Annotated in this window: 19 protein-coding genes and 1 pseudogene; 11 read left to right on the forward strand and 9 right to left on the reverse strand. The window is 44.7% G+C overall.

The window, feature by feature from the left end; translation table 11 throughout:
• Window positions 1-50 precede the first annotated feature (50 nt).
• Together P0Y67_RS07855 and sbcB are read right to left on the reverse strand one after the other, a co-directional pair.
• The gene (locus P0Y67_RS07855; RefSeq protein ID WP_342391436.1) at window positions 51-593 is read right to left on the reverse strand and encodes a winged helix-turn-helix domain-containing protein; all 543 of its coding nucleotides are present in this window, start codon (window positions 591-593) and stop codon (window positions 51-53) included.
• 286 nt (window positions 594-879) lie between these two features.
• Window positions 880-2,301, reverse strand: a complete 1,422-nt coding sequence (gene sbcB / locus P0Y67_RS07860; protein ID WP_342391437.1) for an exodeoxyribonuclease I — start codon at window positions 2,299-2,301, stop codon at window positions 880-882.
• Window positions 2,302-2,514: 213 nt separating this feature from the next.
• Here sbcB and P0Y67_RS07865 point away from each other — a divergent pair, with 213 nt between their 5' ends.
• From P0Y67_RS07865 to P0Y67_RS07875, 3 genes are all read left to right on the forward strand, one after another.
• Complete coding sequence (locus P0Y67_RS07865; protein ID WP_342391438.1) at window positions 2,515-3,681, forward strand: tyrosine-type recombinase/integrase; 1,167 nt, start codon at window positions 2,515-2,517, stop codon at window positions 3,679-3,681.
• Between the two features lie 195 nt (window positions 3,682-3,876).
• A complete protein-coding gene (locus P0Y67_RS07870) occupies window positions 3,877-4,863 on the forward strand; it encodes an AAA family ATPase (RefSeq protein ID WP_342391439.1) in 987 nt (328 codons plus the stop codon).
• An 8-nt stretch (window positions 4,864-4,871) separates the two neighbouring features.
• On the forward strand, window positions 4,872-7,316 hold the full coding sequence (locus P0Y67_RS07875) for a S8 family peptidase (RefSeq protein ID WP_342391440.1): 2,445 nt from the start codon (window positions 4,872-4,874) through the stop codon (window positions 7,314-7,316).
• 42 nt (window positions 7,317-7,358) lie between these two features.
• Here the strand turns inward: P0Y67_RS07875 and P0Y67_RS07880 are convergent, their stop codons facing one another.
• The 6 genes from P0Y67_RS07880 to P0Y67_RS07905 all read right to left on the reverse strand — a co-directional run bounded on the left by P0Y67_RS07880 (window position 7,359) and on the right by P0Y67_RS07905 (window position 9,386).
• Entirely contained in the window at window positions 7,359-7,679 is a 321-nt protein-coding gene (locus P0Y67_RS07880; protein WP_342391441.1) for a helix-turn-helix transcriptional regulator, read from the reverse strand.
• Complete coding sequence (locus tag P0Y67_RS07885) at window positions 7,672-7,875, reverse strand: hypothetical protein (protein WP_342391442.1); 204 nt, start codon at window positions 7,873-7,875, stop codon at window positions 7,672-7,674. Before P0Y67_RS07885 ends, P0Y67_RS07880 begins: the two co-directional genes overlap by 8 nt.
• A gap of 111 nt (window positions 7,876-7,986) precedes the next feature.
• Complete coding sequence (locus tag P0Y67_RS07890; RefSeq protein WP_342391443.1) at window positions 7,987-8,367, reverse strand: hypothetical protein; 381 nt, start codon at window positions 8,365-8,367, stop codon at window positions 7,987-7,989.
• The gene (locus tag P0Y67_RS07895) at window positions 8,364-8,606 is read right to left on the reverse strand and encodes a hypothetical protein (protein WP_342391444.1); all 243 of its coding nucleotides are present in this window, start codon (window positions 8,604-8,606) and stop codon (window positions 8,364-8,366) included. Before P0Y67_RS07895 ends, P0Y67_RS07890 begins: the two co-directional genes overlap by 4 nt.
• 147 nt (window positions 8,607-8,753) lie before the next feature.
• Complete coding sequence (locus tag P0Y67_RS07900; protein WP_342391445.1) at window positions 8,754-9,026, reverse strand: hypothetical protein; 273 nt, start codon at window positions 9,024-9,026, stop codon at window positions 8,754-8,756.
• A gap of 69 nt (window positions 9,027-9,095) precedes the next feature.
• Window positions 9,096-9,386, reverse strand: coding sequence for a hypothetical protein (locus P0Y67_RS07905; protein WP_342391446.1), 291 nt, complete (start codon window positions 9,384-9,386; stop codon window positions 9,096-9,098).
• Window positions 9,387-9,835: 449 nt separating this feature from the next.
• On the opposite strand from P0Y67_RS07905, the gene P0Y67_RS07910 reads away from it, so the two are divergent.
• Entirely contained in the window at window positions 9,836-10,426 is a 591-nt protein-coding gene (locus tag P0Y67_RS07910; protein WP_342391447.1) for a hypothetical protein, read from the forward strand.
• Between the two features lie 2 nt (window positions 10,427-10,428).
• On the opposite strand, the gene P0Y67_RS07915 is transcribed toward P0Y67_RS07910, so the two are convergent.
• Window positions 10,429-11,088 (reverse strand): LexA family protein, encoded by a 660-nt coding sequence (locus P0Y67_RS07915; RefSeq protein ID WP_342391448.1) that lies wholly within the window; start codon window positions 11,086-11,088, stop codon window positions 10,429-10,431.
• A 375-nt stretch (window positions 11,089-11,463) separates the two neighbouring features.
• On the opposite strand from P0Y67_RS07915, the gene P0Y67_RS07920 reads away from it, so the two are divergent.
• The 7 genes and pseudogenes from P0Y67_RS07920 to P0Y67_RS07950 form a co-directional block, all read left to right on the forward strand.
• Window positions 11,464-12,009 carry a toxin YdaT family protein gene (locus P0Y67_RS07920; protein ID WP_342391449.1) on the forward strand — a complete coding sequence of 182 codons (546 nt, stop codon included), beginning with the start codon at window positions 11,464-11,466 and terminating at the stop codon, window positions 12,007-12,009.
• Window positions 12,010-12,026: 17 nt separating this feature from the next.
• The gene (locus tag P0Y67_RS07925) at window positions 12,027-12,170 is read left to right on the forward strand and encodes a hypothetical protein (RefSeq protein WP_342391450.1); all 144 of its coding nucleotides are present in this window, start codon (window positions 12,027-12,029) and stop codon (window positions 12,168-12,170) included.
• On the forward strand, window positions 12,160-12,927 hold the full coding sequence (locus P0Y67_RS07930) for a helix-turn-helix domain-containing protein (protein ID WP_342391451.1): 768 nt from the start codon (window positions 12,160-12,162) through the stop codon (window positions 12,925-12,927). Before P0Y67_RS07925 ends, P0Y67_RS07930 begins: the two co-directional genes overlap by 11 nt.
• Window positions 12,924-13,649, forward strand: coding sequence for an ATP-binding protein (locus P0Y67_RS07935; protein WP_342391452.1), 726 nt, complete (start codon window positions 12,924-12,926; stop codon window positions 13,647-13,649). The genes P0Y67_RS07930 and P0Y67_RS07935 overlap by 4 nt, the downstream gene beginning before the upstream one ends.
• Entirely contained in the window at window positions 13,646-13,963 is a 318-nt protein-coding gene (locus P0Y67_RS07940; protein ID WP_342391453.1) for a hypothetical protein, read from the forward strand. The genes P0Y67_RS07935 and P0Y67_RS07940 overlap by 4 nt, the downstream gene beginning before the upstream one ends.
• A complete protein-coding gene (locus P0Y67_RS07945; RefSeq protein ID WP_342391454.1) occupies window positions 13,963-15,645 on the forward strand; it encodes a phosphoadenosine phosphosulfate reductase domain-containing protein in 1,683 nt (560 codons plus the stop codon). The genes P0Y67_RS07940 and P0Y67_RS07945 overlap by 1 nt, the downstream gene beginning before the upstream one ends.
• A 9-nt stretch (window positions 15,646-15,654) precedes the next feature.
• A pseudogene (locus P0Y67_RS07950) lies at window positions 15,655-15,864 on the forward strand (hypothetical protein); the annotation flags it as partial.

Consider the following 15,864-nt stretch of genomic DNA (forward strand, 5'->3'; position numbering starts at 1 on the left):
GAGATCTACACCACATTTCTTTGTGGCTGTGTTGATCCTGGTCAGCTTGTTCACAGGTTTGAAACGATGACGATTGCAATGCCGGCGGCAGCAAGCAACAACACAGACAGTTTATGCATCAGGCTGTGTTTTACTATGTGCTCTGTTGCGGAACTATGCGGTCGGCTGGTTTTAACCGTTGTGATTGCCGGCTGTGGCGACGGTTTGGACGGCAGCGTCTCGGGTTGTCTGAAGCGATGGATATGGCGACAGGTCTCTTTCGGCAGAGGGACGCGAAAGCCAAAATGGGGGAGCACCTCGATTGGAATAGCCATCACACCGTTAACTGTCAGCTTGCGGCGAAGCGAATTGAATATCGAAGCCAGGTCGATTTTTTGTATGTGCGACATGGAATCCTGCGGAAGAAATGTTTTATCAGACAATGATTTATGGCTGATCACCTCTCCGGCAAAGTAGCACAGAGCTTCAAGCAGGCGTGACTCATGCAGCGTCAGGGCGGTCTCTGATTTATCAGGCCAGACGAGCAGCCGCAGATCGGGTTCAAAATCCACCCTGGCAAATCGATAACACCGGGTGAGAGACTCAGTTGCCATAATAATCACTTTTCCAATTTACTGTCGGCATGCTGTCCCTGTGGCATCTGGCAGTAAAACATCATTGGCTTGATGGTGGCTTATGTCGCCAAGCGCCTCCATGACGCATGACACAAAGCGGGTACTTATTAATTGTTATTGGCCTTGCGTTGAAGTTCAAACTACCGGGGCAGGAAAAGTGTCTGAAAAAAGAAACCCTGACCATTCTGAAGGTCAGGGTTGCGAAATTACTGAGCAAGATCAGCGCTCTGTAACGATTTGCCTTTCTGGCATCCTGGCTGTGTAATTACACCAGCTTGCCTACGTAATCGTACACGGCCTTCAGGATTTTCATTTTTCTCTCATCGCTTTGGTGTTCCATCGCGATAGATTCGAGATTTTGCATGTAAGCCGGCAGTTTGGTTTCGAAGTAATCCTGACAATGATACTTCCACTGCTGCTGTTCCTGATGACTTAGCGTTAACGGGAAATTACGGGCGCGGTAACGGAACAGCAATGGCTTGATGCGTTTGTCGTCCACATTCAGCTCGAGTTTGCCCAACTCTTCAGGGGCGGACTCACGAATGATATCCATCGCCGATTTGTCCGCAGCAGAAAAGAAGCCGTTATACAGTTGTGTATCAACATCATCGTTTGGCTCAAACTCTCTGTCCTGGCCGAACACGGCCAGCAGTTTTTCACGGATCTGCGGCTTATCTTTCAGCGCGCTCAGATTGGCCAGACATTGAGCCCGGTCAATCCCCAGTCGCTCAGCATCTTCGGCCGTCAGTGTTTTCGCCGGTGCCAGTACCGGGCACTTATTAATATGAACCAGCTTGAGCGGGACAGGCAGCTCGCCGGGGTTGAGATCAGCACGCTTGGTGTACAGACGCTCACGCAGACTGTCAGCATCCAGATCGAACAGCGGGGCAGGATCCATCGCCAGATTGACGCAAATGACCGCATTCTTGTTATCCGGATGCCAGGCCATGGGGACGATCCAGCTGGTATTGCCGCACTCAGAACCAAACATACCTGAAACATGCACCAAGGGCGTCATCTCAGCGATGTCGATCAACGCCTGCAATTTACGTTTATGACGCAAGTTAAACAGGTAGTTAAAGAGTTTGGGTTGGCTGGCTTTGACTTTTCTGGCCAGTTCAATCGTGGCGTACACATCGGCCATTGCATCGTGTGCGTTGCTGTGTTCGATCCCGTTTTCAACAGATAAATGCTCAAGCTTAAAGCTCGGAAATCCGTCTTCGTTTGTTGGCCAGTTCAGACCATCTGGGCGTAACGCATAGCAAGTACGCATGATATCAAGCATATCCCAGCGCGAATTGCCGCTTTGCCAGCTCCAGGCATAGGGATCGTAAAAATTGCGATACAGAGTATACCGAGTGACTTCGTCATCGAAGCGCACATTGTTATAGCCGATGACGCAGGTATTGGGTTTTGAGAGCTCGGCATGAATGCGCGCAATAAATTCATGCTCCGGTAAGCCTTTTTCCATCGCTTCTTGCGGTGTAATACCTGTGATCAGGCAGGCTTCGGGTGACGGCAGGTAATCGCTGGGCGGCTGGCAGTAAATCACCAATGGCTCACCAATCACATTGAAATCCATGTCGGTTCTCACCCCGGCAAACTGGCAAGGTCGATCAACCGAAGGGTTTGCACCAAATGTCTCATAGTCCAGCCAAAACAAGGTTGGCTTATTTGTATCGTTCATAGTTGTATCCTAAAGCCACCGGATTAGTATTAAGTGTTTGTTCTAAAAATGGCTTTTCAATGCTATACTGTTCTTTTATACAGTTGTTAATTCCAGAGTAATTACGTTTGGGATTTGCATTTGTGTCCAATGCTGCGTCCAAATTTTTACTCTGTGTGTCCAAATCGAACTCCATCATTTTGGTTGAATGAGGGGGAATTTTAAGGATTTAGTATGACTATCTTAGACCGCCAATTAAAACTGATCGCGAAGCAAGAAAGCTATGATGGTCCTGCAGAGCTTAACGATGGGGAAGGGCTGGTGGCCCGGATATCTCCCACTGCAAAAATCACCTTTCAGTATCGCTGTCGTTTTAACGGTAAAAGTCTAAGGATCAAGATAGGTAAGTATCCCGCAACTACCCTGAAGGAGGCAAGGCGGATACATAAAATCATGATGGAATTGAGGGAATCAGGAAGAAATCCTGAAATTGCCATCACCGGTGAGCAAGATTTCGTCACTTTGGATGACTGCGTCAATTACTGGCTACAGCACTATGTACCTACGCTAAAGAAAGGGACACAAGAACTAAATCGCTCTTTTGCAAAAAACTACATGCTGGGCACCTTTCCAAACCAGAACGTAGAAACCATTTCAGCCAGAGAGTGGATGAAATGGCTTGACTCGATCAGTGCCGAAAAGCCCAAAACCGCGCAATCGGTATTTGCCAAGCTTCGTGCTTGCCTGAACTACTGCAAAAGCAAATTTATCATTGAGCGGACAGATATAGACCGAATAAAGAAGCAGAATGTTGGTGCTCGGCCAGAAAATGGCTCTCGTGTCCCTACCTGGTCTGAACTCGCGATCATCTGGCAGGCCATTGAACGCAGTCGCGCTAGCACCGCCAATAAAACCCTTCATCAATTGACAATGCTATGGGGCAATCGTCTATCTGAACTCCGCCTTGCACGGCGTTCTCACTTCGATATGAAAGCCGGTATTTGGACAGTACCCAAAGAACTTAGCAAAACCAACAAACCAATCCGCCGGCCAATCCCCTCCAAAGCCCGGGCCATTTTAGAGCGCGTCATGGAAACCTACGATGATGTACTGTTCCCAGGGCATGATCTCAATACCCCAATCTCAATCTCAGCTGCTAACCGTTACATTCGCCGTATACGTGCCAGCCTGCCTCTTGAAGAATGGCGTACCCATGATTTCAGACGTTCTCTATCAACTGGAGCCTCAGAGCTTGGGGTGATGCCACATGTGGTGGAGAAAATGCTGGGGCATGAGCTGGGGGGGGTGTTGTCTGTGTACAACAAACATGATTGGTTGGAAGAGCAGTTTGAAGGGTATGAGTTGTATGGCATACGGCTGTTTGGACAAATAACAGATTAGTTTTCATTTATACGTTTTTTTATTGATTACTTTAACTATAATCGGCAGCTGTACTTAAGAAGTACGAATAAGAGTGTTATATGTCCAGGTGCATTTGAGAACTATGTGTATTGATGTCAAAAAAAATGAAACTTTTTGACTATGAATCATAGAATGAACATATAATGAGGTTGTTACACATTGAGAGAAAGTAAGATGGCTAGTGCAAATCAAATCAAAATGCTGGTAAAGCACTTTACAAAAAAGGATGATAATAGGTTTTTATCTGTTGTCCTTCAGATTGCTGCACATGAAGCAAAAATTGGCCATACTAAGTTTGCTGACGAATTAAGATTTTTAGTTGACAAAGCTAAAATTTCCATGAACTCAGAAAGTGGTATGCCGAAGGTCTTATCTGCAAGCTCAGCACAAATGGTTCAACCTTCATCTGATTTATTTTCTGTAGCTCACCCAGTAGTTAACTTTAATAATATAGTTTTATCTGATGAAATTAAAAATAAATTAACTAGGTTCTTAGACGAGAATCGGAACTCAAAAAAAATTAGACAGTTTGGTCTGGTTCCTAAAAGACACTTAATGCTATATGGACCACCGGGAACAGGAAAAACAATGTCTGCTAGTGTTGTTGCTTGTGAGCTTCACCTACCATTATTTATAGTTAGAATGGATTCTCTAATGACTAAATATATGGGTGAAACTTCAGCAAAGTTAAGAAGTATATTTGATTATATTTCTCAGCATCGTGGAGTATATCTTTTTGATGAATTCGATACAATTGGTTCAAAAAGAAGTATTACTAATGATGTGGGAGAAGTAAGGCGTGTTCTAAATACATTCTTACAACTTCTTGATGAGCACCATTCAGATAGTTTGATTATTGCGGCAACTAACCATAAAGAAATTCTGGATAATGCTCTTTATAGAAGATTTGATGATGTTATAGAATATCAAAATCCAGAAAGCTCAGATATTTCTGTGTTAATTGAGTCTAAGTTTATCTCATTTGAATTGGATATTGAAAATAAAGAAAAACTAATTGTCGCAGCTGACGGGTTAAGTTATGCGGAAATTAGTAAAAGCTGCGATGATGCAATGAAAACTGCAATTATAAAAGATACTAAAAATATAAGCCAAGAGACCCTAGAACGCATATTTAGGGAAAGAAAATCTTACCATATTTAAGGTTGACAATGAAAAAGCATTTAAAAATAAAGCCGAAAAATAATATATATGGTTTTAAAGCAATTGGTACACCCATGAATTCTACGCCCTACCATGTAAATAAGGTAGGGCACTATAATGCTATAAAATCTTCTTTTTCAACTGCTTTTTCAAAATCGTCACAGAAAATCACCCAAATTCAGACTTCACTTGGCATTCAAGAAAAACCTAGTAAAACTGTTCTAACATTTGTTGAAAACAAAGATAATCCAAAGCCATTGAAGATAGATAGCCTTGATAAAAATGGCATGGAAATTTTATCGGTAAAAAAAGATAATGGAACTTTAATTGCAAATGTTGCTATTCCGACTGATAAACTTCTAAAATTAGAAAAAGCAATTGATTCTTATGGGTATGAAGAGACAAAGTTAGGAAAACCTAAGCAACAGGAGTTCATTGAGTCTATTTCTGCTATAAAGGAATCAAAGCTAGAAGATTTGTGGTTTAGTTCGAATCCCTTTCCAGAGGAACGAACGACAGTTTATAGTTTTGAAGTATGGTTTAATACCACGAAAGATTCAGTTCGAGAAATAGAAAATAATATTGATAAGCTTTCTTATGCACTTGATATAAGGTTTTCAAATAAAAGTATTAAGTTTAAAGAAAGATATGTAAAAATAGCTTTTTCTTCTGTTGAAAATTTAGAAAAACTACATTTTTTAACAGGAACAATTGCTGAAATTCGTCCTGCTGGCATAATTTCAACTGACTTTATTGAATTGACACCATGTGATCAGTATGAGTGGGTAAGCGATCTCGAAATTACCCATTCGGATTCTCGCGTACCTATCTGTATCATGGATACAGGCGTTAATACTGAGCATCCATTACTTGCGTCGTCTAGTGATCCAACCGCTCAAATAACATACCATCCAAGTTGGTCTGCTGGAGACCAAAGAGGCCATGGGACAAGTATGGCTGGTTTAGCTGTGCTTGGAGATTTGAAATACACTTTACAAGAACCCTCTGTTGAGGTGACATCAGTAATAGAGTCCGCGAAAATTTTACCTGATAACGGATATAATGAGCCTGATTTGTATGGTGTTATAACTGAATCACTTGTTTATAGCATTGACGCTATTAGACCATCTAACAATAGAATTTTCACATTAGCAGTTACATCTGATTATACTCTTTCTGGTGCACCATCAAGCTGGTCTGCGACAATTGACTCTCTCGCAGCAGAAACACCAGATGACGATACTAGGCGTTTATTTATTATTTCAGCAGGTAATGTTGAACCAAGTATGTCTGCACAATTTCCTTATTCTTGTGAAATATCTTCGGTTCAAGATCCTGCAAACTCATATAACGCCATTACTGTCGGTTATTGGGCAAGTGAAGACGCAATTTCAACTCCGGGGCATACATTATTATCTGATCTGACTGATATTGGCCCAACAACAACATCTAGCCTTACATGGGGAACTCAGTCTCCTTTCAAACCAGATGTCATTTTTGAAGGTGGAAATTATGGATTTGACAGTAGCTGTAATTTTGCAGCTGATCTAGAAGAGTTAAGTCTAGTTTCTACGTACCATAATTTTTCTTCAGGTGTTTATCTAACCCCGTTTCGAGAGACTAGTGCTGCAACGGCTCTTGCAGCCAACTTTGTTTCGAAGTTATGGAGTGAATACCCTGACTATTGGCCAGAAACTATTAGAGCATTAACTGTTCATAGTGCTGAATGGCCACAGAAGTTATATGAACGATATGCACCATATAACAATAAACGGAAAGTAGAAAATCTTATAAGAATTGCTGGTTTTGGATATCCAAACTTAAGGAAAGCAATTTCTAGTGGTGATCGTTCTGTAAACTTGGTCATTGAAGATCAAATCCAACCGTATACACCGAACGGTACATTAAATTCAATGATACTGTATACTCTTCCATGGCCTGAAAATGAGCTACAAAAAATTGCGGAACAAGAGGTTAAGCTTAGAGTTACATTATCATATTTTGTTGAGCCAAATCCTGGGGAAAGGGGTTGGAAAAACAAATACAAATACAGTTCTTTTGGATTGAGATTTGATATAAATAGCGCTTCAGAAGATAGCAATGAGTTTGTCTATCGAATTAATAAACAATTTCGTGATGATAATCCAGACATCGATAAAGGCGATAGCGATTCTTCTCAATGGTTACTTGGCCCGAAGTTAAGAGATAGAGGCTCTATTCACTGTGATGTTTGGACGGGAACTGCTCAAGAGTTGGCTGAAAAAAAATATATTGCAGTGTATCCAGTTGGTGGCTGGTGGAAAGAGTTGAAAAAGGAAAACCGTCAATCAAGTATCGGTAAGTTTAGTTTGATTGTTTCTATTGAAACGAAAGAGAATAACTTAACAGTTCACAATGAAATTGAAAATATAATTGCAATAGAGAATCTAGTAACAAACACTATTTCTATTTAATACTTCATTTGTTGAAAGCGGCCTCCCAGCCGCTTCCTTCCATCATCGCCCAAAGCCTCCCACATTATACTTCCATTCTTCTACCGCAGATCGTAGCCAGCGTAAGGGCATGTGCGTCACCGGATCAGGAAAGCCGCGGTTCTGGCGCCATTTGTAGATGGTGGCTTTGCTGCTGATTTGGAACATAGCCAGCACTTCTTTATGGCTGATTAACTGCGTTGTCGACTGGTCGGTTGCTTCTGTTAAAGTCTTGGGTGATTGCTCATGATCTTTGTCAGATTTAAACTGTGACGGTGTCACGGTTATTGGTTCTTTGCCTTTATAGGAAACTTCGATAGTAGGGTAACAACTGTAGTTAAACATTGTGATTCTCCTCATTAGCTTCGAACCATGCACTTTCACCATCAGCTTCAATCGAACCTACTGCTGAGCAATTCAGACATTTTGCAAAGTCACCTGAATATAGCCACTCTTCATTGCCTTTCTCTGTTATCACCTCTAGCTTGTCACTGCCACAGTTTTCACAAGTCAGCCAGGTTGGATGTAAAGTTTTTTTCATAACCGTTGTCCTTTCGATTCTTTGTTGTCGTGGCTCACTGCTTGTTGGAAGTAGTGATTGTGTAACAGATATAAAAAGCCAAACAGGCCAGGGCATACAGTGCAATGCTCATTAGCTAGCCCTCTGCGTAATATCGTGGATGCGGATTCGGTTTAGGGTGTGCCAGCAGCGGGCGTCACCTTTGAACAGGCCGCCTTCGCGCAGTTTGCCGCAGCCTTCGGGCAGGCATTCGCCGCAGTATTGGCAGTTGCCCAGCTTTTCGCGAATGCCCGATATCTCATTGTGAACACGGTGGATCAGCATTTGTAACCCTTCGGCGTGGCCGCAGGGTGGGTTAGGGTGTGAGAAGAACTGGCAGATCTCATCCAGCCGTTCGAGTTCCACTTTCTCTAACGGCAACGGGAATGTGGTGATGCCGCTGGCTTTGCGATTCTCGCGTAACTTCTGGGCGCGTTTTCTTCCCTGCTCGCGTTTTTTATTGTCGGCAGTCATGCGGCCACCTTTTTACTGTTCGACTTAGATTTCTTGGCCGGAGACACCATGGCCTTGGCTTTCGCCAGGCAGCTTTCGAAGACTTTGCCCTTTTTGAAAGTGCAGGTGGTGCGGTAAAAGCGAAGGGCTTCGTTTACACCTAAATCTACTTCGCTTGAACCGTAGCCTTCTTTATCTAAAGCTGCGGCAACGTTGTTACAAATAAATGCTTCAATGCTGTTTCTTACTGGTTCTCTCATTGCACGATTCCTTACTGGTTGAATACTGGCACTCAAGGGAGTGCCTTGCGGTGTGGTCAGCACTGCTGTATTCTTTGTCTTGAGCCTGAGGGTTCATTGCACGAATGGAAACCCCGCTTGGTTTGGTCACTGAGTGGGGTTTTCTGCTTAATGAAGCGCCATTTCCCGCTTAAAGGCTTCGTCAATACGGGCGGCCATGTGGCCAATCTTTTCAAACTGACGAATGTAAGATTCATCGACGCTTACGCAGAAGCCATAAAAGAAGCTCTCTAACTGCTTATCCATTTCTTGAATCCTGACTTTTAGTTCGTCATTGGCTGGTAGCCGGGATTCAATGATCTGCATTTCTGCCCGAGCTTGAGCAAGTTTGTTTATCCCGCTGGCAAGCTGAATAAACTTGGCGGTATTTAGTGTTTTCATCTGGTGGTCCTTTATGTTTGGGCGGGTGGTCAGCCCGCGGGCTCATTGCACGAATGGGTGTTTGTTGTTTCAAATCGAACTTGGTGATATCTCAACAATGGATTCACAGATACAACGGTCTTTTGCTTCAGACGCTTCGTGAATCTTAAATGCCTGATCAATATCCAGAATATAGCGCCAGATACCCGATTCTTTGATGTCGCGCTCCCTATAGATCACCGTGTTATCGGGTTGTTCACGTACTACAGTAATGAGTTCTGATAAAGCCAGGTGCATGCCATGAAGACTTAAGCGAACGGTATGGCCGTTCGTTGGGCTAGGGGATTGCTGTGCTGCTTCGCATTCATTCCGTGCGTTCATTTCGGTCTCCTAATTTGAAGCGGGTGGTCAGCCCGCGAGTTCATTACACGATTGCAAAATTATGCTGCGAGACGCCTCGCAAATGTCTTTCTAATCAGTAACTTCTGTTTGTGTCCGATAAATCAATCGTTTAACTTTCATTCCGCACATAATTCCTAAATGTGTATTCTTCGCTATCAATGTCCTTGCTGTTTGGCAAGGCACGACACTTCGGTGTCGTACTTAAGCCGCTGGGAGAGTAATCGCTCTCGGCGGCTGTTTTATAAGTGATGATTAATGTACCTGAATGGTTCACCTTGTCTTTGAGTACCTAAAAGGTACATCTTGAGTATTGACCTGTAAAGTCAATTTTTGAGTTTTTTACAATTCATTAGAGTTGGTCGCATATTGATAGATCAGACTATTGGATTTTCAGCATGGTAAATGTTCAGAAAGCGGAGTAATGGAATATGAAAATTTTCACTTGGTTTTTTTGGCTTGGGATTGCGATTTGTGCTGGTGGGGCCTTAGCTGCGAATGCATCTGAGCCAAGTTCAAACTTGCTAGAGGATATAGTTGAAAATACCAGAAGTAAGGTTACTGGCTTCACTGCTCAAGATTTTCAACTGCGATTCAATCAAGCTTTTCATGAGAATTTTAAGGAGTCTGAATTCAAGTTAGATGCTAAGTATAAGATCGCGTCATTAGAGCGCTGGGATGGAAAAACAAATGATGCGATGTTTTTTGCTATGACAAGCGAACAGATGGCTTTTCTTGCAGCATTAAAGAAAGGTACTGATGAAGTAAAAGGCATTACCCTCATAAGTGTGCTCGATGATTCAATAGCATCGTCTGGTGATACATTACTAGTGATGGGTATTGTAGTTGAACTGTTTGAGCCAGAAGCAAAGCAGTTAGGGCTAGGGCAGATGCTTATCGAACTTGTCAATGGAGCATCAAGCACACCAAACAAATTTACTACCAAGCAACTTGGTAACACGAAGTTTTCTATGATGTTTTCAAAAGATTATGGGATTCTATTTTCAGTAGAAGCAGCCTAAATTTAAGTAATAAACCCACCAAATACAACAACCCCTACAATTGTACAGTTTCCATTGATTGGTACATATTGCTCTGGCCACTCTTTGTTTAGTGGCTTGAGCATTTTCAATCCATCTTCAATGATCAGTTGTTTGAATGTAGCTTGGTTCCGATCGTCTAGTCGGGCTACGACAAGTTTCTTATTGATAGGTTCTACGTCGGGATCTACCCAAATCAAATTTCCGTCTTTGAAATTCGGCTCCATGCTAATCCCTTCAACTTGAAGAACAAATGTTCTTGGTCCGCATGGGACTGGGCATGGGAAACGAGGTGCGTCAGCAATTTCTCGCTCGTTGATTTCGCTCCAATTTCCTGCCTGAACGCTGCTGATTAGTGGGAAAGATTGAACCTGCGCGACACTATAAATAGGACTCACCTCTGCTACTCCATGAGTAGTGGGAATTGAGTCATGTTCACTATCTAGCCAACCTTCTTCTAAGCCTAATCTTTGCTCAATGTGCCTGGCAATGCGTGACCCAATGACTTTGGTAGGGTTTTTACCAATCACTCGACTCATTTGCGTGGGAGAACGCTCAATCGCATCGGCGAAATCAGCCAATGTATTGAAATTCTTTAGTAGCGTACGGGCGTTTTCCAGCCGCAAATCTTCGATCTTCTTCATAGCATAATCATAAATCTAAGTACCCAAAAGGTACACGGCCTTGCAGGTCAATAAACTTTAGTGTTAAATGTACCCAGGAGGTAAATTTATGTATGTCGAATATTGGAAAAGTCTGAATGTAACAGAGAAACGAAGCTTAGCATTGTCAGTAAATACAAGCCCTAATTACCTACGTCATGTGATGTACGGTAGAAAAATGGCGGGCTTCAAATTGGCTCAAGACCTTCATTTAGTAACTGATGGTCGTGTTAATAAAAGTGTTTTACGGCCTGATATCTACCCTGTAGGTCAAGTCGCATGACAGATCATAGTTGAAAAATGTACTTGAAAGTTGAATGTCAATTTTCTGTATATATAACCAGTAAGGAGAACAACATGCAGAGCTTAAAAAGCGTTACACGTAACGCTGTGGAAGGGTGGCGTACCGAAGTTTCGAAAAACTTCATCGCCTCGAAGATCGCACACTTCTATCACAAATTCGATTTGGCTTCGGAATCCGACGCACAGCGAAAAGTGCTGCTGAAAGTGCCGGGAGCCGACGACAAAAACAATGAGCAAAATTTCTGGCGTTACCTGGAAAAGCCAAGCGATGAAGCCAAGGCGACCATCATGGATTTGCTGCCCGCCATTCTGGCTGCACTACCCAAAGCTCGCGGCTGCCAAATGCTGAACACCTTTCTGAACCCATTAGGGTTTTCTGTCGCGGTGATCGGCGCCAATGAACATACCGTTAACCGGGATAATCTGCTGGCCGCGCTGAGCAAAGAAAGCTCCGAGGCGCTGGTATCTGTGTTGAAACTGCCTGAGAACGCATCGCTTGACCAACTCCGCACCGCTTACAAAGAAGTGCAGGAGAGCGCCGGTTCTCATGAGCCACTGCTTCAGTACCTTGAGTCGGAAATGACCCGTAAAGCAGCCTGATAACAGGATTTCGTGCAATGAATCTTTTATTCAAAACCATTAATGGACAGTCGTGCTGGGTGCTGACCACACCGCGTGCCGCTGTCATTATCAGCCGGGCCGAGGCTGAGCATATTTACCGTACCAAAGTGCAGCAGGCGAGGTTAGTCCATGTCCATTAAAGTGATGACCATGGTGTGGGACTCGCCGGCGTTTTCTGGCAACACCAAGTTGATCATGTTGTGCCTGGCAGACTACGCGAACGATGAAGGGCTGTGCTGGCCCAGCATCGATTCCGTGGCCCGCAAATGTTCTCTTTCCCGTTCAACGGTAAAAGCCCAGCTGAAGAAGCTGGGCGAACAGGGCGTGCTATCTGCGCAACGCAGGAAGAAAACCACTGAAGAGGGTACGAAAACCAACGACACCAACCTGTATCAAATTCACATTTCGGTACTGAAAAACACCTTGGAAGAGGGGGTCGAATTTAACCCTAGGTCGAAATCTGACCTAGGTCAGAATAGCGCAGGGGGTAGGTCGAAATCTGACCCCAAACCGTCATTAGATCCATCAGATATTAAAGATCCCCCTAAAGCCCCCCTTAGCGAAAATTCTGAATCGAATTCAGAGCAAATCGCTGAAGGCAAAAAACGAAAGCGATTGGCAACGAGCCTGCCGGATGACTTCGCTGTGACCGATGTCATGCAGCAGTGGTATGCCGAGCAGGGTTTCACTCTGAGCATTCAGGCTGCCACACAGCAATGGCGTGACGCCATGCTGGCAAGGGGCCAGAAGTACACCGACTGGGTGGCCGCCTGGCGGAACGGTATGCGCAATGCCAACAAATGGGCCAGTGAACGCGGAGGCAGCCAGCGGCAGGGCATGTTCAGCCGTATGGGCCGCAGCAGTGGAAACTATGGACCACCGGAGGGTTACCGATGAACGCATTTCAACGCCTGCAGGCCCGGGTGCCTGCGCACATCAAACCGTACACCGCTGAGCAAATGGCTGCCATTCGTCAGCAGGAGGCCGAGAAAACGGCCAGTAAAATTCGTAACGAACACCTTGCCGCAATGGCAGCGAAAGCCGTTGGCCGTAGTGGTATTCGTAAAAAACACATTCACTGCCGGTTTGAAAATTATTACACCCACACGCCGCAGCAGCGGCAGATATTTGCTGAGGTTCGGCGCTGGTTTGATGGTTTTCTGAGTGGCAAATCGGGCGGGTTTATTTTCGCGGGTACCAGTGGCACCGGGAAAAACCATCTGGCCTGTGCCATGGGTAACGAGCTGCTGAGCCAGAAGCGTTCGGTGTTGGTGATCACCGTGGCAGAGCTGATGAGTAAATTCCACGAATCCTACAGCACCAAGAACACTACCGAAGCCGCGATTATTCGTTACCTTTCGGGCGTGCATTACCTGGTGATTGACGAAGTGGGCCGCCAGCGCATGAGCGTGAACGAACAGGTATTGCTGGGCCGCATCATCGATGGCCGTTACCAGAACGAACTGCCAACCGGCATTCTGACCAACCTGGAACAAGACGACCTGATCGCTGTGCTGGGTGACGCATCGGTTGATCGCATTATGGAAGACGGCGGCGCGTGGCTGAGTTTCAACTGGGCCAGCTTCCGTCGTAACAAATACATGGAGAAAGCAGCATGAACGAGCAGCAAGAAGCAATGTTACTGGCACTTCGCGGGCTGGCCGTTCGTGCCGCCATTCGGCATGTGGCTATGTTTGAAGGCATTGAATACCGCCCGGCCATTAAGCTGATAGCCGATCACTGCAATGTGCTGGCATTGGATGTGGTGAAGTGGCGGGAATTCGGTGTGCCATCGGATAAGGTTGATCTGCTGTTGGAGTTGTTGAACCGGTATTCACCATGGGCACGCCATCAGCTGCGGCCGCGGGTACGCGAAGCGGATATCTGGCTACGTGTGGAAACGGCACAGGAAGAACAGGCGAGGGCGGCGTAATGGCGACAGCAAACACAAAACGAAATGACAATGCTCTGGCATCAGATTTGTATACAACACCTCAATGGGCTGTCGCTGCTTTGTTGAAGCGCGAAACGTTCGAAGGCTCTATTCTGGATCCGGGGTGCGGTAAGGGAGATATCAGTAAAGTTCTTCAGGCAACAGGACATCAAGATGTTACGAGTGTTGATATTTATGATTGGGGATATGGAACACCAAACATTGACTATCTAAATTTCAGTCAGGAGTTTGATAACACGATCATGAATCCTCCTTTTTCCATTCTTGGGGAGTTCATTGTCCAGGCCTTAAGCAATAGCAAGAAAAAAGTCGCTGTATTTAGCCGTGTGGCATCACTAGAGACAAAAGGTCGCTTTAGTAATATTTACAAAGATAAAGCTCCAAACCGGGTTTATCTCTTTGTGAATCGAGTTAAGTGTAATAAAGGCGGCCATGATGACGGCCAGTCAAGTGCAGTATTTTACTGCTGGCAAGTGTGGGATCTTACGACTGATTCGAACGTATCTGAATTGCACTGGATTGATGATGAGTGTCCAAAAGAGCAAAAACCAAAGTTTGATGTTTATGCTCCAGCGATTCACATCTCTGATGTTCGCACCTTGCTTGATGAAACTGTTGCTGCATTTAAAAGTTGCTTTGTGTCTGATGGCGCAGATAGGCAGCATGTTGTAAGTGTATCTGGAGGGAAAGATTCAACAGCGGCGAAAGCCATTTGCAATATTGCGACGGAGGGCAATTATCGCGCGATATGCTGTGACACAGATAACGAGCATCCTGAAACATACGACTACATTCAATCTCTGCATGAAAACATTGGCGGCAGCGCGCAGCCAGTTGAAATCTACAAACTGCAAATTCCTGAGTCACGCTTTGCAGCTCGACGTAAACGCATCGCAGAAAAGTGGAGGAAACCACATGTGATTCGCCAGGGAGCTTATGCTGGTGAAGTCATTCCACCTATGACGGATGAGCAGATTGAGCTAGCGATTGCACTTACCAAGCCAACAGGGAATGCATTTTTTGATCTCTGCATTGTTCATGGATCGATGCCAACCCGGCAAGCAAGGTTTTGCACTCAGGAACTGAAGATTGATATTGCTTCGGAATTTGCGCTTGAGCCCCTGCTTTCTGAATTTGATGGTGAAGTTATAAACTGGTCTGGCGTTCGCGCAGAGGAGTCTGAAAAGAGGGCACAGTACAACTGGCTTAGCGAAGATCCCCGCGGAGATGGATTCTTATTTACTTTCTTACCCATCCATAAATGGAAAGTGCAAGATGTTTTTGCTTTGCACAAGTACCTTGGTATTAAGCCAAACCCCTTGTATATGAAGGGCGCAGATCGTGTGGGCTGTTGGCCTTGCATTATGTCTAACAAAGCAGAGATCAGACAGTTTGCTCAAAATGCAGATCACGTCGCTCGTATTGCTGAGATGGAAAGAACGATTACGCGATTGAATCGTTATTCGTATTGGCGCGCTGAACGTGAAGGTAAATCTATTGATGATTTCTATACGCCTTTTTTTGTTCCAAGGAGCGGTATGGCTGGCGCAGGAATTCATGATGTCATCAAATGGGCAATGACGGACAGAAAAGGTGAGCCAGTTGAATACGATAGTTCGATGATGAACTGCAAACTTGGCGAACATGTTTTCTGCGAGTGAGGTGTGAAAATGAGAATTGAAAAACTCTTAGGGAAGTTTGGCCTGAAAGGCATTAACTATGCACCCAGTACCGGAGGCAGGGCGCTGCTGACGGTAGAAGAACAACTGGGGATTGTTGGGTTGCAGTGGCGGGTTTCTCCAGCAGGCTGGTTGCTGCTGTTTGAAGAAGTACAGCGCGATGAAGCTTCACGCAAGCAGCTGATTCAGATCTTGATGGGT

It is taken from the genome of Photobacterium sp. SP02 (assembly GCF_038519165.1).
Lineage (GTDB): Bacteria > Pseudomonadota > Gammaproteobacteria > Enterobacterales > Vibrionaceae > Photobacterium > Photobacterium halotolerans.